Raw genomic sequence first — 20,754 nt, forward strand, 5'->3', positions numbered from 1 at the left:
TGGTGTGAGAGGACAGGGGAGGCGACTCCCCTTCCTACTCGATCCAATGGCTTAATTGCTTCCGATAGGCAATTTGCGCTTGGCTGGCACTGACAGGGCTCAAACGCACCTCGGTTCCCGGTACGCATTGAGCAAGCAGCGCACAGGCCATCGGGGTAAGCGCACCAAGGCGAGGATAGCCACCAATGGTTTGGCGGTCATTCATTAACACAATCGGCTGGCCGTCGGGTGGGATTTGCACGGCGCCAAGGGGAATTCCTTCAGAAATAATGCCACCGAGCGTGCAATGCAGAGGCTGGCCGGTGAGACGAATACCCATGCGATCAGCGCGGTTATCTACTGTCCAAGGCTGGTTAAAAGCGTTGTACAGGCTGCGTCCGGCGAAACGTGAAGCCTGCGAGCCAAGCACCATGCTGAGTTGGCAGCTTTTTTCCGGCATGGCAGGGGCTGTTCCTTCAGGCAAGCTGCGCTCACCGGGTGAGCTACCTTGCCAGGTGAGCTGGTCGCCGGTTTGTAGCGGTCTGCCGTCGTCATGGAGCCCGCCAATTTGTTCGCGGGCAGTGCAGGCACGGCTGCCCAGAATCGTTGGTGCGTTTAATCCGCCAGGAAACGCGAGATAGGCCCGTAGGCCACGCCGGGGCTGGCTGAAAATGAGTGTTTGACCGGAACGCAGCAGAAAGCTGGTGTTGGTGGCTAATGGCTGTCCATCGATGGTAGCGCCAAGGTCGGCCCCAGTGAGTGCTAAGCGCACCTCGGCATTGGCAACCAAGCTGAGGTTGCCACCCATAACAATCTCCAGTGCCGCGCTATCAGGTGCGTTACCGAGGAGCCAGTTTGCCCAGCGAAATGAAATCCAGTCGGCGGCACCGCTCTGGGTGACTCCCAAATGACCCACGCCGAACCGCCCTAAGTCTTGAATCAGAGCCAGTGGTCCGGCCTGCTTAACCGTTAGCATTGCCTGGCTCATGGCCGCTCCTCCATTGGCGTTGTATCGCCGCCTGATGCTTCAAACTCTGCTTTGCCAATCGCTTTAAAGCGCACCTTATCGCCAGGGCGCAGCAGGGGCTCGCCCCGCTTAGCGTATTCAAATAGCGGTACGGCGGTGCGACCTAAAATATTCCATCCCCCTGGAGAAAGGAGCGGGTAGATAGCCGTTTGTCGATCGGCAATGCCCACACTGCCTGCCGCGACTTTGCGGCGGGGTGTTTTCAAGCGAGGCGTGGCGATGCCTTCGTCTACCAACCCCATAAAACCGTAGCCGGGGGCAAAGCCCAGCGCGAAAACGCAGTAATCATGGTCGCAGTGACGCTCGATCAGAGAGTCAACGCTGAGCCCTGCGCGTTTTGCCACCAGCGGAAGCTCAGGGCCAACGCTTTCGTCATACCACACGGGGATCTCATGCAACTGACCGTTCTGCGATTCGGCAGGCGTTAAGTGGCGCAACGCACTGCGAATCAGCGTAGCGACTTGGCCAAAGGTTAGTTGCTGGCTGTCGTAGTGCACCAGCAGCGTGGTATAGGAGGGAATCAGGTCAATGAGTGCCTCGCCCAGCGCATCGCGTAGGGTTTGATCGGCAGCTATGATCCACGCCATATTGGCTTCATCGATAGTGTCAAACAGTCGTACCGTTACGGCGTCCATGGCCGCCGTTTCTAAACGCAGTTTCACGCAGACTCCAGCGCCGTAAAGGCATCACGAATCGCGCGCACGGCAGCCACCGACTCAGGATTGTCGCCGTGCACGCACAGGGTGTCGCAGGGTAGATGCAGCGCGCTACCGTCGCGGGCGGTCAGCGCCTCGCCTTTGGCGAGCGCAACAGCTTGCGCAACGATAGTGGCTTGGTCGTGGTGGACAGCGCCTGCCAGGCGGCGAGAGGCGAGATGGCCGGTTGCTTCATAAGCGCGGTCAGCGAACGTTTCAAACCACAGGGTAACGCCCATTTGTTTCGCCAACTGACGATGAGGTTCTGGATCGGCAGTTGCCATGACCATTAGCGGAAGGTTGGCATCATAAGCACGTACCGCACGCATGGCGCCTTCCAATAACTCAAGATTCGCCGCCATGTCGTTATACATCGCTCCATGGGGCTTTATGTAGCTCAGCGTCACGCCTTCTGCTTGGCAAATTCCGGCCAGCGCACCGACCTGGTACAGCACCATATCCTCTACTTCTGCGGGCGAGCAGGCCATAGAGCGACGACCAAACCCCATTAAGTCAGGGTAGCCGGGGTGGGCGCCAATACGCACGCCATGCTGACTGGCCAAGGCGACCGTGCGGCGCATGACATGGGGGTCTGAGGCATGATAGCCACAGGCGATATTGGCACAATCGACGTAAGGCATTACGTCGGCATCTAAGCCAATCGACCAATTACCGAAGCTTTCGCCCATGTCGCAGTTGAGCAGTGGGAGTTTATTATCGATCATTGTGCACTCTCTTTATGAGTGAGCAGCTCAACCCTGCGTGCAAGGGAGCATCATAGACTGATAGCTGCGATAGGCGCTCATTACGGTCTCGTACTGCACTTGGTGCGCTATAATGAAGTCGTCATCGTAAATCGTCTCGTCTGGATACTCAGTAATCAGCTGTAGCGGGGTCAGCTGTTGGTCGTCAGGCGTTAGCAAGTAGGGGATATGGTGGCGCGTCAAGAACTCCAAGCTACCGGCATGAGCCTCGAAAACCTCGATTTGGCGTTGGTTATACTCAACCAATCCCGGTACGGTTGATAGGTGATCGGTAACCCCTTCTAGTAACGCTTGGGCCTGCGTTTCCCACTCTTGATGATAGCGGATGACGAGAAAGAAGCCCTTGGGGATTGACCATAGCTCAAAGTTACGTGGTATGTAGCCGGTTAAGGGGCGAGTCCATTCATGCGCAGGGTAGCCATGCAAATTGATATGCAGATTGGCGCCGCTTAACGCCTTGGCCCGTTCACGGATGGCAAGCTCGAACTCACCATTGGCCGCTTGTGCCTGTAAGTCGTTGCCAAAGGCCGTATAACGCGCCGCATGATGCATATGGGTTGGCTGCTCAGCGACTAGTCGTTGCTGTAGACGGTAGCCATCGGGGTTTTCTAAAGGTGAAAGCACAAAGTGTGTGCCCGCTTGCAGCGCTAGATCACGCCCAGCACGAAGGGCGCCAACGATGCCTGAAGGCTCATTAGCATGCTGCGCAGCGCTAATCATTACTGCACGGTCGCTTCCTTGACGATAACGTGCAGACAGTAAGCGCCCGCAGCGACTCTTGGCGTTGATAATGTCGCCGCCGAGAGCTTCCAACTGCTTGGTGATTTTTGGAACGCTGGGAGGATGCGGAGCCGTATCAAGCGCAATATCGCCTTGAGTAGGGGCTATAGATTTACATAGCGGCCGTAGACTGATCATCAGTGACATTGGCTTTTCAGGACAGTTACGAATTTCCGGCACAATCTGCCCAGGCTGAATCGAACGATCTCCTAGTGGTAAACCAGCATGGCACTGATAATACTCCAGTAGCGAAAAGTAGAGTTCCTCATGCATACCTTCGGTGAGGCTGATGTGCTCTCTACCAAAAGGTAGTGATGTGTCTTGGATCGGCAGGTTAACGCTGATATTCAGTTCTTCGAAAAAGGGCTGCTTGGTTGACCAGGGCGTTTGGATGATCGTCTCCATTGCCACTTCAAACAGACGCTCGTAATCGCAAGTGTAATACGTACTATCTCCCTCGCCATTCGCGGTGCGCCAAGCAATCCAGCCGCAAGGAGAGAGCTGCCAAGCATTTACATGGTCGAGGTGGCGCCGGTTGGGAGCAGCGACGCTGATTTGTTCGTGCTGGCCAGCGTCGTTGGTCAGCGTCAGTTCATAGTGATAGAGCGCAGTCTGGGTTGCGCAAGGCACTGCTTCCCAGGTCAGCGCCACCTGCTTATCGAGTAGCCCGGCCAGAGGATAAGCTTCCAGCAGAAAACGTTGGGGGGACTCTTCGGGCGCAGGATAGCGGATATGTATTGCGCGCAGTGGGCAATCGCCGAGAGTTTCGTTAATGCTTTCAATAAAGTAGTGAATTAGCGGCTTATAGGCGCTGTAAAAGCGTGCCTTGATACCGTGCTGAGCAAGTAACTGTTCGGCGTGTTGTCGAGTGGGTTGGTCATCGAAAACCCAGGCAGTCAGCTCATCACCGGGTGATAGCTGGCGCTGATACTGTGCCACGAGCGCATCGACGCTGCGCTCAAATGTGGTGTCTAGCAGTAATGTCATTGTGACGTCCGCCCCGTTGGATCTAAGGTATCGCGTAGCCAGTCGCCAAGCAGGTTAAGACCCAGTACGGTGAGCAGGATCGCTACACCAGGAAATACGCTGATCCACCAGGCAGTTTGGAGATAGGTACGGCCTTCAGCCAGCATGCCGCCCCAACTGGGGATCACTGGGTCGACGCCAAGTCCAAGGAAGGTGAGACTGCTTTCCAGTAGAATATTGTTCGCCACATTGAGCGTCATTAGCACAATCACCGGGCCAAGCAGGTTGGGAAGCAGGTGCTGGAAGAGAATACGCCAGTCGCGCACGCCAATCGCCTGGGCAGAAAGAATAAATTCGCGATCTTTAAGTGACAGTACCGACCCTCTGACTAGACGAGCGTACTGCACCCATTGAGAGACGATCAGCAGAATAATCATATTGGTCAGTCCGCCCCCGATGACCGCGATAAACGTGATGGCGAGCAGAATGAAAGGGAGCGCGAGCTGCACGTCGGCAAAACGCATGACGATCATATCAACAATACCGCCGTAGTAGCCCGAAAGCAGTCCCATGACGATACCCAGCACTACCGCTCCCAAAGCAGAGTAGAACCCCACCTTTAGTGAAATTTCACCACCGATAATGACCCGAGCGAGAATGTCGCGGCCCAGTGGGTCCGTACCGAGCGGGAAGCTGCCATCGGCGAGTGGCGGGGTTAACCGCATGGCGAGATTAACGTCGCTTCCGCCGCCTGGAAATAGCCAGCCTGAAAATAGCACTGCAAAGGTAATACCGCCGACTAGCAGGGCACCCATGATGAACTCGAAGCTTTTGAAACGCTCCAAATCAAGAGAATTTACCGACATAATGGCACCTAGCTCTTACGCACGCGCGGATCGACAAAGCCGTAAGCGATATCGACCAGCAGATTGATGGAGATAATCATCAGCGAGAGGATTGTGATAACGCCTTGTAGCACTGGATAGTCACGGGCGGCCACGGCATCGAAGGCCAATGTGCCAAGTCCTGGCCAATTGAACACTCGTTCAACCACGACGATACCGCCGAGTAACCCGCCGAACTGCAAGCCAAAATAGGTGATTAGGGGAATCGAGCAGTTGCGCAGAGCGTGCTTATAAAGCACGACGGAGTTGGAAAGGCCCTTAGCTCTTGCCACCATGATGTACTGTGAGCGGAGCGTTTCCAGCATCGTGGTTCTTACCAAACGCACGTTGGTTGCTGTCAAAATAATGCCCATCGTCGCTGCTGGCATGATAAAGCTTTGCCACCCTTCCATGCCGCTAGGAGGAAGCAAGTTAAAGGTAATCGAAAGCAGCAGCACCAGCATGATGGCGAGCCAGAAGTTCGGAAAAGAAAGCCCTACAAGCGATAGAATACGAATCAACTGATCGGGCCATTTGCCGCGCGAAACAGCAGCTTTAATACCCAGCGGAATCGAAACAACAATAGACACCACAAGTGATGCGAAGGCGAGAGCCAGCGTGGCAGGCAGAGCTCGGCCGACCAGCTCACTTACCGGCGTACCGCCCATAAAACTGCGCCCCAGGTCACCGGTAAACAACCCTTTAAGGAACTCTAGATACTGGACCAAAAACGGTTGATTCAGGCCCAGGGCTTCGCGAATGCGTTCTAGGTCCGCCTCGGTGATACTTCCAGCGCCTTGTGCCAGCATCACCGCCGGATCGCCTGTAAGGCGAATCGCAAACGAAACGATCAGCGTTACGGCTACTAGCACAAACAGTGCTTGTAGCAATCGGTAGAAAAGAAACTTGGCCACGTGGCCTCCCTCTCGATAAACAAATGGCCGCCGCCGTTCATGGCGGCGGCGAATTGGACTTATTCAGAGACGTCGACGTTGGTCAGGCGTATCCGGTTATCGGGCGCCGGTTCAAAATTTTCTACCCGCTCTCCCACGCCGTACAGAGCGTTCAAACTATAAAGTGGCATTTCAAGTGCGCGCTCCTGGGTATAGCGAGCGATATCCTGCAGTAGCGTTTCGCGCGCATCGCGGTCCAAAATACCGCGCTGTGCGTTGAGCATCTCGTCTAGTTGTTCATCGCTGTCGTAAGGGTTCCAGCGTTCGCCTGTGTGATACATCAGGTAAGCAGTGTTGTCGTAGTCAAACGTCCAGCCGCCCCACTTCTGCTGAAACATTGCACCGGTGCGTCCTGCTGGAATGATGTCATTGAGTAGCACATTGGTTTCATAAGGCTGAATGGAAGCATTGAGTCCTACACTTTGCAGATAGGCGGCAACCACCTGAGCAACTTCGGCAAAGGTTGAGTCATTGCCACGCACATCAATCTGGAGCGTAGCCCCTGGTTCTACGCCTGCTTCCCTGAGCAGCTCTTGGGCGCGCTGAGGGTCATAAGGATAAGGCTCTAGTTCCGAATCGAATCCAAACGATTGGCTGCCTTGGAAACTGGCGATAACGTTTCCTTCGCCAGCCAGAATGGAATCAACAATCGCCTGGCGATCCACTGCCATGATAATGGCTTGGCGCACACGCTCGTCAGCGGTGATACCAGACTGGGTATCAAAGCGGAGCGCTTCTACCGTCGGTGATGCGACGCTGACTACCTTAGTATTGGGATGATCGTTGATCGCGCCAATCATGCCGATAGGGATAGTTGGTGGAAGCACAATGTCGATTCGTCCTGCCTGCAGCTCGGCGACGGCCGTAGATGGCTCAGAGATGAAGCGATAGGTGACGCTATTGAGCTTGGGCGTGCCGCCCCAGTGATCGGTAAATGCTTCCAGTTGCACATCAGAACGTGGCGTGTAGTCGACTACTTTAAAGGGACCAGTGCCTACAGGGTGGGTATTAAAATAATCGTCGCCATGCTCCTCAATGTAACCGGGAGGCACGATCATGGCTCCGTAGCCAGCTAACTTCGTGAGCAATACGGGGTCGGGTTCATTTAAATAGAAGTCAACGGTGTAGTCATCAACAATATCGACACGTTCGATAGCGGTGTAGTTCGAGCGCTGTGGACCGCGTGCGCCCTCTTCGCCAAGTAGCCGATCAAAGGTGAACTTGACTGACTCGGCGTTGAACGGTTCTCCGTTATGAAAAACAACGCCTTCGCGTAGCGTGAAACGTAGGCGCGTACCGTTGTCCAGCTCTTCCCATGCTGTGGCTAGCCCAGGAACCAGCTCAAGATCAGGGCCACGGTAGGTTAGTCCATCAAAGATATTGGTGGCTACCGAGGCCCAGTTAACCAAAAAGGTGTCAATAGGATCCCAACTGCCTGGGTCTTGTGGCGAGGCTATCGTCAGCGAGCCTGCGTGGCTGGCAGTTGCTGTCGCCATGGCGGCCGCCAATGTGCAGGCTTGGAACAGTGTTGTCTTTTTCATTTTACAGTTCTCCAAAAGCTTATTGTTGATGTTTACTGCGGATGACTACAGGCAGTGCGAAGCGCCGCCACGTGAGACGAAATGACCAGCTTCTATTTCGTCTAAGGAGAACACCGTTGGCTCATCCCCTACCTTACGAATAGGACTTGGGATATCTCCCTCCAGCAGTAGGTGTTCGCGACGGTAGTGAGGGTCAGCCACTGGTACGGCAGAAAGTAGTTTCTGAGTGTAGGTGTGCTGAGGGGAGTCAAATACTCGCTGGCGTGGTCCCATCTCAACAATCTGTCCCAGATGCAGCACCGCGACGCGATGACTCATTTTTTCAACCACAGCCATGTCATGGCTGATGAAGAGGTACGCGAGTCCCTCTTCGCGCTGTAACTGCATCATCAGATGAATAATTTGCGCCTGAATCGAGACATCCAGTGCTGAAAGCGCTTCATCGGCAATAATCAACTTGGGTTTCGAGGCCAGAGCCCGAGCGATACAAACACGCTGCCGCTGGCCACCTGAAAACTCATGCGGGTAGCGATTAGCATGTTCTGGTTGAAGACCAACACGCTCTAACAGCTCGTTAACTCGCAGTTGGATGCGTTTTCGATCGCTCATCAATCGGTGGGTATGAATAGGCTCAGCAATAGAAAAACCTACGGTCTTACGCGGGTCTAGTGAAGCAAAGGGATCTTGGAAAATGTACTGCACCTGTTGGCGTAGCATCATTTTCTCGCTGCGTGACATTTCCGTAACAGCTTTGCCGGAAAAGACGATGTCGCCGCTGGTGCTCTCCTGCAACTGCTGAATGGTGCGGCCAATGGTAGATTTTCCGGAACCTGACTCTCCGACCAATGCCAGCGTTTCGCCAGGGAAAATATCAAAGCTCACGCTCTCTACTGCGTGGACGCGGTGGCTGACGCCGCCAAAAAAACCTTTGTTGATATCGAAACGCGTTACCAAGTTCTTGACGCTTACCACCGGCGTTTCCTGAGTGCGAACGGTATCCTGTACCGTCGGCTCGCCTTGAGTGATGATTTTATTGCCGTCAAAAATAACCAGTGGCTCGGCACGTGGCAGCGTTTGACCTTGCATGCTGCCCAATGTTGGAACAGCAGCCAGCAGTGCTTGAGTATAAGGAGCCTGGGGGGACGCAAAGAGGGTGCTGACGTCCGCTTCTTCGACCTTCTCACCATTACGCATCACGACAACGTGGTCGGCTACCTCTGCGACTACGCCCATATCATGGGTGATAAAGATAACCGCCATCCCCAGCTCCTTTTGGAGGTCGCGGATGATAGCCAGGATTTGAGCCTGGATGGTGACATCCAGCGCAGTGGTGGGTTCGTCAGCAACCAGTACCTTGGGCTTACAGGCAAGTGCCATCGCGATCATTACCCGCTGACGCATACCGCCGGAGAGTTGGTGAGGGTAGCGCTTGAGTAGGGACTCTGCATCAGCTAAACGCACAATGCGTAGCAGCCTTAATGCCTCTTCTCTGGCGGTGGCTCGGGTGTAATCGCCATGCAGCAGCAGTACCTCGGTGATTTGATCGCCAATGGTGTAGACCGGGTTCAGCGACGTCATCGGCTCCTGAAAGATCATTGAGATCTCTTTGCCACGAATTTTACGCATTTCCTTATCAGAAAGTTGCGTTAAATCAATCGGTTTACTGTCTGGGCTACGGCGAAACAGGATATTGCCCTTGGCGATGGTGGCATTCAAATAGTGAACTAAGCCCATCGTGGCCAGCGAGGTCATGGATTTTCCTGATCCCGACTCGCCTACAATTGCCAGCGTCTGGCCAGCGTATAGGTCAAACGAAAGGTCTTTGACGACACGGTTGGAACCAAAGGCAATATCCAGCGATTGAACGGACAGTAGGGGAGGATGATCATGATGAGGCACAGTAATATACCTATATTTTTTATATGATTTATCTGTAAATTATCTGCATAGTGTTCACGTGTCAATTGTACGATTTACCCTCTTTTCTTAATGGTAGAAGAACCTTTGATATCGAAAACGAGTTGCTAGCCGCCCCTAAAACCGCGGACTATGGTTCAATTAGCGGGCGTCCGCTCTGCTAATATGGATTAACAATGCAAAATAAATAGGTAGGTATTAATGATAGATGTAGACCAAATGGTAGCGGGTGGGCGTGGGCCGATTGTTTCGTCGGAGCACTTATCACACAAGGCGAAAGAGTTGTCTGAACTTGAATTCGGTTTGATCATCTCGAGCCATGCCTTCAATCGCTGGATGGTGCGTTGTATGACCGCTACTGGCTATCCAGAATTGGGGACGTTGGATGTGCTGGTTCTGCATAGTGTCAGCCATCGTGAACGTGCAAAGCGTCAAGCTGATATATGCCTCGTGCTAAATGTAGAAGACACTCATACTGTTACGTATGCGCTGAGAAAGTTAGTTAAACTCAATCTCGTTAAAGGTGAAAAACAAGGTAAGGAAACTTACTTTTGTACTACTGAACAAGGACGAAATGCCTGTAGCCGTTATGCCGAAATCCGTGAAGCCTGTCTAATTGATTCGCTTACATCGATGGGTATAGAACGTGCAGAAATCAGTAAAGTGGCGGGGATTTTACGTGCAATGTCTGGCCTGTATGACCAGGCAGCACGGGCAGCCGCTTCTCTTTAAAAAGTGTCAGCTTTGATGCAACGAGCGGCGCGTTAGCCTGTAAAAAGGATGCAGTGACTAAACGATTAAGGAGCCTATGCAATTCGAAGATCTCTAAGTTGTTTTGCAAGTTCTAATGTACAGCTTTAATTAGCACGATTTTTCAGTGACGTGATGCTTGAAACAAAAAAGCGGCTTCTATCTGCCTTGAACGCATATGAGCTATGTTGTGATGTGGCTTATAGAAAATATAGAAGTAATGCGCCATTACTTCTGCTAAATCTAAGTGAGCCTCCACGAATATTACAAATAAGAGGAATGCTCCTATGCGTAACTGCATCTTTACTCCCCTTGCCCTAGCCACTATCTGTAGCTTGGCTGCCACGGCCCATGCGGCTGAATGGACTATGGCAACGCCTTATGGTGATGCAAGCTTCCATACCCAGAACAATAAACAGTTTGCAGAGGATGTGGCTGAGGCCACAAACGGTGACTTAACCATTACGGTGCACAGCGGTGGTTCGCTGGTCTCACATGGTGAAATTAAGCCGTCGGTGCGCCGTGGCACGATTGATGCTGGCGAAGTGTTCCTCTCTGTTCTTTCCAATGATGACCCTATTTTCGAAGTTGATACGCTGCCGGGGGTAGCCGGTAGCTATGAAGATGCCTATGCCTTGTGGGAAGCCACTAAGCCGATGATTACTGAGCTGTTTGCCTATGAAGGAATGGTGCCTTTGTATGCTGTCGCTTGGCCAGCGCAGGGCATTTACACCTCTGCGCCGTTAACCGATCCCGATCAGTTCGATGGCTTGCGGGTGCGTGCGCCAAATATTAATACTCAGCGTTTCGTTGATAATTTAGGTGGCAGCCCGACGGAAACCGAAGAGTCTGATATTCCTACCGCGTTTAGCACCGGTCGTGTGGATGCCATGATTACGTCCAGTTCTACCGGTAACTCCATGGCAGCCTGGGACTATGTGACCGACTACACCGATGCCAACTTGTGGCTGCCTAAGAATATTGTGTTTATGAGTCAGCGCAGCTTTGATCGTTTAGATGAAGCTACCCAAGACGCGCTGATGGAAGCGGCTGCTAGGGCTGAAGAGCGTGGCTGGCAAATGAGCCGCGAGAACAATGAAACTAGCTTGGAGGCGCTGAAGGAAAATGGCATCTCAGTTTCTCAGCCTAACGAGACGGTGTCTGCTGCTCTGCAAGCGGCGGGCGATGAGCTGTTTGCCGACTGGGAATCCCGCGCTGACGATGACGCAAAACAAGCCTTAGAGAGCTATCGCGAACAACGCGGTAACTGAGTCTTAACAACTAATGTTGGCTTTAAGGGCGGCTGTTTGTGCCGCCCTTACCACCCACGCGCTCAATGAGACTGCGAACATGATGTTTAAATTCGACAAACTCTACCGCCTCGGTGCTTGGGGTGCAGCCGCGTGTATGGTGGCTATTTGTGCACTTATCGCACTGCAGGTCACGTTTCGGTTAGTAGATGCGTTGCTTGTTTTGGTTGGCCTTAGCCGGCTCGGCGTGAGCATCACCGGCGTTTCTGAGATGGCGTCTTATCTGTTAGTTGGGGCAACGTTTCTTGGGCTTGCCTACACCTTTGTTCACCATGCGCATATTCGGGTGACGCTGCTTATCTCGCGACTACCCTCAGCCATACGCGTCTGGTTTGAGGTGTTTGGGTTACTCATTGCGGTAGTGATCAGCCTGTTGCTGGCTTATGGCTTGATTGGGCTAGCAAGAGAGAGCCTTCAATATAACGATGTATCGTCGGGCTTTTTATCGATTCCCTTGTGGATACCGCAATCGGTATTAGTCGTTGGGGTAGGGCTCTTGGCATTGGCACTTCTGGAAGCCTTGTGGATAGCGCTGCGTATCGCTATCCACGACCCTGCGAGCTTCCGTGAAGCAACCGCCATCGACGACAACGAAGCGCATTAAGACGCTACCCAGGAGACACCCTCGTGCTATTACTTAGTTTGGCTACCATCTTTACCCTTGTGGTGCTGTTAGGCAGTGGCGTCTGGATTGCCTTTGCTCTGATTGGCACTGCTTGGATTGCGCTTCAGTTTTTTAGTCCCTTCGACCCCGGCCCTATTCTTGCCTCGGATTTTTGGGGAGCAAGCTATGGCTGGGATTTAACGGCGTTGCCGATGTTTATCTGGATGGGGGAGATTCTGTTTCGCTCAGGTCTTGCCGACAATATGTTTCGTGGCTTGTCGCCCTGGTTAAATCGCCTGCCAGGACGTTTACTTCACACCAATATCATTGGCAGCGGCATGTTTGCCGCCGTATGTGGCTCTTCAGCGGCGACCTGTGCAACGGTGGGGAAAATGACCCTGCCGGAACTCGAGCGCCGCGGCTATGACAGCAACATGGCGATTGGTACATTGGCCAGCGCTTCAACGCTAGGCTTGCTGATTCCGCCTTCTATCGTGCTGATTGTTTATGGCGTAGTGACTGAGCAGTCCATTACTCGGCTATTCATGGCAGGCATTGGGCCGGGGCTGATGATCTTAGCCATGTTTATGACTTATCTGGTGCTGTGGGCTCTATTGAAAGGTAACCGGAACGGCTTAACCGGTGCTGATGAGTCGGGCATGAGCTTTGTTGAGAAGCTACGCAATACCTGGTCGCTGGTGCCAATTCTGCTGCTGATTGGCGGTATTATCGTATCGATTTATGGCGGCCTAGCATCACCAACAGAAGCTGCCGCGGTAGGCGTTGTGCTGTCGATGGTCATTGCGCATTTTAATGGCCACTTTAATCGAGATATTTTTACCAGCTCGTTATTTGCCGCAGTACGTACCGCGTGCATGATCGCTTTTATTATTGCTGGCGCGTCATTTTTGACCTCTGCGATGGGCTTTACTCAGGTACCAATGCAGTTAGCTCGCACGATCGGTGAAATGGGGCTATCCCCCACGATGCTGCTAGTGGCCTTAACGGTGCTGCTGTTGATCATGGGCTGTTTTTTGGATGGTATTTCACTGATTCTGCTAGTCACGGCCATTATTATGCCCGTGGTTAGCGCCGCTGGATTTGATCTGATCTGGTTTGGTATCTATCTGGTGATTGTGGTTGAGATGTCGCAAATTACACCGCCAGTGGGTTTTAACCTATTTGTCATTCAAGGGCTCACCGGTAAAGATATTGTCACCATCACGAAAGCCACACTGCCATTCTTTTTGCTGATGCTGCTGGCGATTGCTTTTATGCATCTCTTCCCTGAAATCGCCTTGTACCTGCCCCAGGCACTGAACAGATAGTAGACGACTAACGGTTAATCTTGGCCATGAATGGAGATGCCCCGGCGGCCAGAGCGTTTGATGAAATACATGCTCTGGTCGGCGGCATCTATCAGCTCCCGCTCATTACTGAAGTTGCCATCGCTTAAACACGCAATACCCATAGAGGCAGTGATATACAGTGCTTCTTGGTCAATTTCCAACATCGGTTGCTCATTTAAATGCAGCGCAATGCGTTCGGCTAACTGTCTCGCAGTTTGAGCGGTCTCATCGGGCAATATAATTAAAAACTCTTCACCGCCATAGCGCCCAGCCAAGTCGCCTGAGCGAGTTAATGACGCGAGCGTTTTACCAAAACGTTCCAGAATTAAGTCGCCTGCCTGGTGGCCATATTGGTCGTTAAGCACTTTGAAATGATCTAAATCGATAAACACCACTGACATTGTGCGGCCTTGCTCATTGCAAAGCGCAAAACGTTCCTGGAGTTGCTGCTCTAACCACGCACGGTTAGCCAATTGAGTGAGTGGGTCAATACGGCTGCGCTCTTCTAATGCAGAATTATGTAGCTGTAGTGTATCCAACTGCTGTTACTGAGCATCTAATCGTGCGGTGAGCGTCAAAGAGTGTTGATAGAGCAACTGTTGTGCGTCCGCCAGCAGTGTTTGGCTATCCACAGGCGCGGGTACGGTGAGATCCAAAATATCTGTTAATAAATCAATTTGTTCTGACAAGCGATGGAAAAGCGCTTCAATGACATTCGTAGGCAGTGTTTCTGTGACCGCTAACTGCCTAAGCAACATTGCTAAGGTGGTGCTTGGTTCAGGGCTGAGCCATGCATCGGCGATTGGGCCGGATAAGCGCAGGCAGAGTGTTGCCATGTCATCGGTTAAAAAACCGTCATGGCTTTGGTCAATAGCATGCACGATCGAGGACGGTAGCCCCCACTTGGCGGCTAACCAAGCACCAATCAGTGTATGGTCACTGCCAAAGTGGCGGCGTTCAGCGTTGACCAACTGTGCGTGAGACATTCTGCGTTCAGCGTATAGTGCCTCGGCCTCGTCTGGGTAGGTGGAGAGGATCGCCAAAATGCCTATATCTTGCAGTAGGGCAAGCGTGAATGCGCTGCCAACCTGTGCGGGGCAGAGTTGGTGAGCCAGCTTGCTTGCTACCACGGCGGCAACAATGGCGCGTCGCCATGTTTGCAGAGCCGCGTTCTCTGTAGGTGGCCAGGGAAACAGAGTGAAGCTCAATACGGTGGCGAGCGTTGCGTCTAATCCCAGTCGCTGGGTGGCTTCCAAACTGGTTTGTGCAGGATGAGCTGAACGCAGGTAGTGCACGCTATTCGCGGCCGCAATAAGGCGCGCCGTTAACCCTGGGTCGCGTTCAATAACGCGCGCATAGTCACTCAGAGAAGCTCGGGGGGAGCGTGCGATATCAAGCACTTGCATGGCGATAGCAGGAAGCGAAGGTAGGCTAGCCGAGCGTAATAACGCATTACCAAGAAAACTGGGAAGCTCGCTAGTGAGCGAAGTATAAAGTGTTTCGTCTTCCGCTAAACGGCTCGTCATATTATCCCTCAACGTGCTGTCCAGCATAGCGAGCAGCCACTAAGTTATGTGCTAAATAATCAATTATAGCGTCTGCGTGTGTTAGAAGAGTCATAGATAGGCATGGTAAATCAGTAAAATAACTGTTTATGCTGTAGCCCGCTGCATTTTATTGCAACAGCTTATTATAACAGTGCTCTGTGGGCAGCTGCTCTACGATGACAAAAGTGAGTGCGCCAATGCACACCAGAAACGAAGCGTCGGAGATTTTCCGTCAGTTGGCGGAAGGTTTAGGACGTAGCGGAAGACCTGACTTTTATACGACGCTTGTCGAGCAACTTGCCCAACTGCTTGGGATTGATCATGCGTTGATCGCTGTGGTCACCGAGGCGCATATGGCTACAACATTGGCCGTTTGGTCAAATAACGATCATCAGGAAAATATCGCTTATCCTCTTATGGGAACGCCTTGTGAAACGGTTGTAGGTAGAGAACCTTGCTTGTATGCCTGCGATGTTCAGGCGCGCTTTCCTAAAGACGAGCTGCTCAGCCAACTGGGTGCAGAGAGTTACATGGGACTGCCTCTGTTTTCATCCGATGGCTCGGCCATTGGCATCTTGGCGGTGTTAAGCAATAAACCGATGCAGCTCGATGGGCTTGAAAACGAAATCTTGCGCATTGTGGCCGCTCAAGCGGGGGCAGAGCTTGGCCGCTGCCAAGCCGAGCAAGCGCTTCGTCAAAGTGAAGAATTGGCCCGAGAGAGTGAGCGGCGTTTAAACACATTGCTGAATCACCTTCCTGGCATGGCCTACCGTTGCCTAAATGATCAACACTGGACGATGCAGTTGGTCAGCCAAGGGGCTGAGGCGCTCACGGGCTATCATCCGGACGAATTACAAGATAATCGACTCATCAGTTTTGCCTCCCTCATACACGAAGCCGATCAAGACCGCGTTCATCTAGCAGCACAACAGGCAATCCAGCAGCGTCAGCCATATCGTGTGGTGTACCGATTGCGCCATCGGGATGGCAGTTACCGTTGGATGTGGGAGCAAGGGCAAGCTGTTATCGATGATGATGGCCATGTGGCCTATCTCGAGGGCTTTATCTCAGATGTGACCGACCAGCACGAATCACAACGCGTGCAGGATGCGGTGGTACAAGTAGCCTCTACAGTTACCTCACGCGTAGGAGACGATTACTTCCACCAGTTGATCATCACGTTAGCCACGTTATTAGAAGCAGATGCTGGGTTTATTGCGTTACTGGATCAACCTGTTCCACGGTCTTTGGGGACATCTAATAAGATAAACACGCTGCGGCCCGCAACAGCAGCCCAGACCGTTAGTTTAGTCGCGAATGGCCAGTTAATAGATAACCAAACGTTTATGCTGCAGGGAACGCCTGCTGAACGAGTCGTGTTTGAAGGCGAGAGCGTTGTTCAAAGTGGCCATGCGTTTACGCTGCCGGGAACCTCGTTAAGTACCCAGGCGTGGATAGGCCGCCGCTTGGATAATGCTAAGGGCGATGCCATTGGTGTGATGATGGTGTTTTATCAAACACCACTGACGACCAATGCGTTTGCAACTTCCGTGTTGAAAATTCTCTCTACGGGTGCTGCCGGTGAGCTAGAACGTCGCCGTGATCATCGTCACATGCAACGTCTTGCCTATACAGACAGCACAACAGGATTGCCTAATCGTGCGCGCTTTATGGAGCTATTGGCCAGTATGGGAAAAGAGGCATCTAGTCAGGGTGACTCTCTTTCGCTGCTGCTGCTGGATATCCGGCGCTTTAAAGAGGTGAATGATTTACATGGCCACGAGGTAGGAGATCAGTTACTCGCAACCGTGGCCGAGCGCTTACGGCAAGCTAGCCTATCTAAAAGCGCTGTCGCACGACTTTCCAGTGATGAATTTACCGTACTGTTGCCCAGCATTGAGGATGTTCGCCTTCAAGAAGTGGTGTTTCAGTTATGCGAACTTATCAAACTCCCTATCCAGCTGGGGCATCGTATTTTTAACCTCGATGTCAGTATCGGGATTGCTAGCTATCCAAGCGATGTAGCGGAGGCCGGTGAGCTGTTTAACGCAGCCAGTATCGCACTCCATCACGCAAAACGCCGTGATAATAGCGTATGCCCCTATACACAAGTGATGCGTCAGACGCTGGAGCGCCGCCAATGGATGACCGAGCGCCTGCATCAAGCCATTACTGAGCGGCGCTTACAGCTTTATTTTCAACCGCAGTTCAGTCTTACGAGCAAAACATTGACGGGGGCTGAAGCGCTGTGCCGCTGGTTTGACCCTGAGTGGGGATGGGTAAGCCCTAGCGAGTTTATTGCTTTGGCGGAAGAGCGTGGCTTGATCCGCATGCTGGGAGACTGGGTGCTAGAAGAAGCGGCACGTCAGTTAAGTGTTTGGCAGGCCGGTAATACGCCACTGCCAGGTAGGCTCTCAATCAATATTTCAGCGCAACAATTTGCCGACCCTCAGCTAACCGCACATGTGGCTAAGCTAACCGCCTGTGTACCTCCAGACACCATTGCGCTTGAACTCACTGAAAGTGATTTTATGCGTGATCCCGATCAGGCGGTCACAATTACTCAGGCTATGCGTCAGGCTGGCTACGCGCTGTTTATTGATGACTTCGGTACAGGCTACTCATCGCTCTCGTATTTACGGCGCTTTGCTGCGGACGCGTTAAAAATAGACATTTCGTTTGTGCGTGACATGCTCGATAACCACCATGATCGGGCGATTGTGCAAACCATTATCGCTATGGCTGACACGCTTGATATGAAAACCCTTGCAGAAGGCGTTGAAAGCCCTTCCCAGGCCGATTTGCTCGCACAAATGGGCTGCAGCGAAGCTCAGGGGTACTGGTTTGGTCGTCCGCTACCCGCCGATGAGTTTGCCTCAATGTGGTTAACCCCTTAAGCCATTTTATTGGCAGGTAGGGCGAGCAATTTCCATTCTCATCAATGGCGTCATCGTCCTGTCATCATCGTTGGCATACCCTACGCGCCGCCGAACTCGCGAAAAAAGGAGTGCCACATGCGCCTCGCTCTGTTTGATCTTGATGACACCCTCCTGGATGGAGACTGCAGCGACCGCTGGAATTTATGGATGATTGAGCAGGGGTGGATCAGTGATGCCGAGACCTTTATAGCCCGTGCCGAACAGATGCAGCAGGCTTATCACGCCGGTAAGTTAAAGCTAGAGGAGTACTTGGCAATGACCTTGGCGCCATTGCGGGGCCGCCGAGTAATCGATGTACAAAAAGAAGTTGAGCGCTTTGTCGCTACCCATTTGCAGCCCCGTATTTTTGATCAAGCCTGGCGCTGCCTGGACGCGCACCGTCAGTCAGGCGATATCCTCGTCCTTATTTCTGCGTCATCGCATCACCTGGTCGCGCCGATTGCGACGATGTTAGGGATTGAGCATGTGCTGGCGGTAGAGCTTAGTGTCGAACAAGCGGCAAGCGGGGCAAGCTACACCGGCCATAGCAAAGGCGTGCTCTCTTACCGTGGGGGGAAAGTAGTGCGTTTTCAGCAGTGGTTAATCGAGCAAAAAATTGCCCCCAGCCATACAACGTTCTACTCAGATTCCCGCAACGATATCCCGCTGCTGCAGTATGTCGACTGCCCAGTGGCGGTTAACCCTGATCCCGTGCTGGCGGAGGTGGCTAGTGTAGAAGGGTGGCAGCGCTTAGACTGGCGGATGGCAGCGTCGACAGACGCTTCATCGGCCAACGATCTATCAGGAAAATCGGCGCATGCCTGATGCCTACTATTTACAGTTAACGGAACAGCTTCGTTATTTAATTACCCAGCATGCCACGCAGTGGGAAGGCAAATTGCCCGCTGAGCGAGTGTTGGCGGAGCGCTTCTCTACGACCCGCGTTACGTTGCGCCAAGCCTTAGCGCAACTGGAGGGGGAAGGGCTCATTCACCGCAGCAATCGGCGTGGCTGGTTTATTTCACCGGCTAGGCTGGTGTATGACCCCACCCGGGACGCAGGCTTTAACGACTATGTGGGGGCTCAGGGGCGGCAACCACGAACGGCGGTTCTAAAGCTGGAAACCCGCTCACATCTGGTGGCTGCCCGTGCCTTGGGGCTGCCCGATGACCAGCCGTTTCACCATATTCGCCGTCGCCGTTATGTGGATGATCGTGCTGTGCTGGTGGAGTCGCTTTGGGTGGTGCCAGAGCGTGCGCCAGAGTTGCTAGACATCTACAGCGGACAATCACTCTGGGGGTTGTTAAGAGGGCGGTGGGGGCATCACTTGGCCAATCGCTCGATACGCATGGTGTCCGAAGCGCTGTCGCCATTAGATGCAGAAGAGTTACTCGTTGCCCCAGGCGCGGCCGGGCTAAACATTTGCCGTGCCATTTTTGATGATCAACAGCGTCCTATCGAATATGACGAAGAGCACTGGTTGCACGATTCGTTATGCATCAGTGTTGAGCTGTCGGGTCAGAAGTAACAGGGTTACGGAGACAAGGCGCTCATGAGGACCCTCACAAGATCCCATCCATACGCATACATAACAACTTAAAAAATCAGTCAAACAAGCGTCATCGCACTGTCATCTAGCGACGGCAAACTTCTGGTCTATACCAAAACGCTGGGAGCCTACCATGTCGAAACTTCGCCGTTTGTTCCAACCTACTCAGATTGCAACTGCTCTGCTCGCAACGACTGCCGTTGCCTTCACTTCGGTGGCTAGCGCCACTGAGCTAACGGTGTACACCGCCGTTGAGTCAGATGACCTGCAAAAATACGCCGAACGCTTCAATGCCGCTCACCCCGATATCACTATTAACTGGGTGCGAGATTCTACGGGCGTGATTACTGCGCGCTTGCTGGCGGAAAAAGATAATCCCCAGGCAGACGTCATCTGGGGCTTAGCCGCCACCAGTCTGCTGGTGCTTGAAGAAGAGGACATGCTGGAGCGCTATGCGCCCGCAGGCGTTGAAAACCTTGATCAAAAATTTATTGATGCTGCTTACCGTAACGGTGAAGACCCTGCGTGGGTAGGCATGGACGCCTGGGTAGCGGCCATTTGCTACAACACTATTGAAGGCGAGCGTCAGGGCGTGCCGATGCCGACCTCCTGGGAAGACCTGACCCAGCCTGAGTTTGAAGGGCATGTGATTATGCCTAACCCCAACTCCTCGGGTACCGGTTATCTGGATGTAGCCAGCTGGATGCAGCTATGGGGCGAAGAGCAGGGCTGGGATTACATGGACCGCCTGCATAACAATATTTCCCGTTACACCCACTCCGGCTCTGCTCCTTGCAGCCTGGCGGCCACCGGTGAAGCAGCAGTCGGTGTGTCGTTTGCCTTCCGTGGTGCACGGTTAAAATCCCAAGGCGCACCGATTGAAGTGATCTTCCCGGAAGAGGGGCTTGGCTGGGATATGGAAGCTGCCGCCATCGTTGCGGGCACCGCCAAACAGGAAGCTGCACAAACGCTGATGGATTGGGCCGTTTCCCGCGAGGCTAACGAACTCTATAACGAAGGCTACGCCGTGGTGGCCTATCCCGGTGTGGCACAGCCGATTGAAAACTATCCCACTGACATTGCCGATCGCATGATTGATGCCGACTTCCAGTGGGCCGCGGTTAACCGCGAACGCGTGCTGGCAGAGTGGCAGCGCCGCTACGACGGTAAAACCGAACAGTAAGCACGAACAGCTGCCCCGGCCAAGGCCGGGGCTTGGAG

18 protein-coding genes are annotated in these 20,754 nt (G+C 53.1%); 8 read left to right on the plus strand and 10 right to left on the minus strand.

What is annotated here, in order from left to right:
• Positions 1 to 34 precede the first annotated feature (34 nt).
• From INT19_RS01975 to INT19_RS02010, 8 genes are read right to left on the minus strand one after another with little or no spacing between them, the layout of a single operon-like run.
• Positions 35 to 967 (minus strand): 5-oxoprolinase subunit C family protein, encoded by a 933-nt coding sequence (locus INT19_RS01975; protein WP_193059519.1) that lies wholly within the window; start codon positions 965 to 967, stop codon positions 35 to 37.
• Positions 964 to 1,668 (minus strand): 5-oxoprolinase subunit PxpB, encoded by a 705-nt coding sequence (gene pxpB / locus INT19_RS01980; protein ID WP_193059520.1) that lies wholly within the window; start codon positions 1,666 to 1,668, stop codon positions 964 to 966. Before pxpB ends, INT19_RS01975 begins: the two co-directional genes overlap by 4 nt.
• Positions 1,665 to 2,426, minus strand: a complete 762-nt coding sequence (locus tag INT19_RS01985) for a 5-oxoprolinase subunit PxpA (RefSeq protein WP_193059521.1) — start codon at positions 2,424 to 2,426, stop codon at positions 1,665 to 1,667. The genes pxpB and INT19_RS01985 overlap by 4 nt, the downstream gene beginning before the upstream one ends.
• 27 nt (positions 2,427 to 2,453) lie before the next feature.
• Positions 2,454 to 4,232, minus strand: coding sequence for a peptidase M14 (locus tag INT19_RS01990; protein WP_193059522.1), 1,779 nt, complete (start codon positions 4,230 to 4,232; stop codon positions 2,454 to 2,456).
• On the minus strand, positions 4,229 to 5,077 hold the full coding sequence (locus INT19_RS01995) for an ABC transporter permease (RefSeq protein ID WP_193059523.1): 849 nt from the start codon (positions 5,075 to 5,077) through the stop codon (positions 4,229 to 4,231). The genes INT19_RS01990 and INT19_RS01995 overlap by 4 nt, the downstream gene beginning before the upstream one ends.
• An 8-nt stretch (positions 5,078 to 5,085) precedes the next feature.
• Positions 5,086 to 6,009, minus strand: a complete 924-nt coding sequence (locus INT19_RS02000; RefSeq protein WP_120386226.1) for an ABC transporter permease — start codon at positions 6,007 to 6,009, stop codon at positions 5,086 to 5,088.
• 59 nt (positions 6,010 to 6,068) lie between these two features.
• Positions 6,069 to 7,589 (minus strand): ABC transporter substrate-binding protein, encoded by a 1,521-nt coding sequence (locus tag INT19_RS02005; RefSeq protein ID WP_193059524.1) that lies wholly within the window; start codon positions 7,587 to 7,589, stop codon positions 6,069 to 6,071.
• Positions 7,590 to 7,634: 45 nt separating this feature from the next.
• Positions 7,635 to 9,488, minus strand: a complete 1,854-nt coding sequence (locus INT19_RS02010; RefSeq protein WP_120386228.1) for an ABC transporter ATP-binding protein — start codon at positions 9,486 to 9,488, stop codon at positions 7,635 to 7,637.
• Between the two features lie 300 nt (positions 9,489 to 9,788).
• Here INT19_RS02010 and INT19_RS02015 point away from each other — a divergent pair, with 300 nt between their 5' ends.
• The 4 genes from INT19_RS02015 (at position 9,789) to INT19_RS02030 (ending at position 13,498) form a co-directional block, all read left to right on the plus strand.
• Positions 9,789 to 10,238: a winged helix DNA-binding protein gene (locus tag INT19_RS02015; protein WP_319022050.1), complete on the plus strand. Its 450-nt coding sequence runs from the start codon at positions 9,789 to 9,791 to the stop codon at positions 10,236 to 10,238.
• 305 nt (positions 10,239 to 10,543) lie between these two features.
• Positions 10,544 to 11,527, plus strand: coding sequence for a TRAP transporter substrate-binding protein (locus INT19_RS02020; protein WP_193059526.1), 984 nt, complete (start codon positions 10,544 to 10,546; stop codon positions 11,525 to 11,527).
• A gap of 79 nt (positions 11,528 to 11,606) precedes the next feature.
• Complete coding sequence (locus INT19_RS02025; protein ID WP_120386230.1) at positions 11,607 to 12,170, plus strand: TRAP transporter small permease; 564 nt, start codon at positions 11,607 to 11,609, stop codon at positions 12,168 to 12,170.
• Between the two features lie 23 nt (positions 12,171 to 12,193).
• Positions 12,194 to 13,498, plus strand: coding sequence for a TRAP transporter large permease (locus INT19_RS02030; protein WP_193059527.1), 1,305 nt, complete (start codon positions 12,194 to 12,196; stop codon positions 13,496 to 13,498).
• Positions 13,499 to 13,512: 14 nt separating this feature from the next.
• On the opposite strand, the gene INT19_RS19330 is transcribed toward INT19_RS02030, so the two are convergent.
• Both INT19_RS19330 and INT19_RS19335 read right to left on the minus strand, forming a co-directional pair.
• On the minus strand, positions 13,513 to 14,058 hold the full coding sequence (locus INT19_RS19330) for a GGDEF domain-containing protein (protein WP_226924442.1): 546 nt from the start codon (positions 14,056 to 14,058) through the stop codon (positions 13,513 to 13,515).
• Positions 14,059 to 14,064: 6 nt separating this feature from the next.
• Positions 14,065 to 15,045 carry an HDOD domain-containing protein gene (locus INT19_RS19335; protein WP_226924443.1) on the minus strand — a complete coding sequence of 327 codons (981 nt, stop codon included), beginning with the start codon at positions 15,043 to 15,045 and terminating at the stop codon, positions 14,065 to 14,067.
• Between the two features lie 218 nt (positions 15,046 to 15,263).
• On the opposite strand from INT19_RS19335, the gene INT19_RS02040 reads away from it, so the two are divergent.
• From INT19_RS02040 to INT19_RS02055, 4 genes are all read left to right on the plus strand, one after another.
• Complete coding sequence (locus INT19_RS02040; RefSeq protein WP_193059528.1) at positions 15,264 to 17,963, plus strand: sensor domain-containing phosphodiesterase; 2,700 nt, start codon at positions 15,264 to 15,266, stop codon at positions 17,961 to 17,963.
• Between the two features lie 117 nt (positions 17,964 to 18,080).
• Positions 18,081 to 18,809, plus strand: a complete 729-nt coding sequence (locus tag INT19_RS02045; RefSeq protein WP_193059529.1) for an HAD family hydrolase — start codon at positions 18,081 to 18,083, stop codon at positions 18,807 to 18,809.
• On the plus strand, positions 18,802 to 19,512 hold the full coding sequence (locus INT19_RS02050; RefSeq protein ID WP_193059530.1) for a UTRA domain-containing protein: 711 nt from the start codon (positions 18,802 to 18,804) through the stop codon (positions 19,510 to 19,512). Before INT19_RS02045 ends, INT19_RS02050 begins: the two co-directional genes overlap by 8 nt.
• Before the next feature lie 154 nt (positions 19,513 to 19,666).
• On the plus strand, positions 19,667 to 20,716 hold the full coding sequence (locus INT19_RS02055) for a putative 2-aminoethylphosphonate ABC transporter substrate-binding protein (protein ID WP_193059531.1): 1,050 nt from the start codon (positions 19,667 to 19,669) through the stop codon (positions 20,714 to 20,716).
• Positions 20,717 to 20,754: the final 38 nt, after the last annotated feature.

The sequence above is a fragment of the Halomonas sp. 3A7M genome, from assembly GCF_014897875.1.
Classification (GTDB): Bacteria; Pseudomonadota; Gammaproteobacteria; order Pseudomonadales; family Halomonadaceae; genus Vreelandella.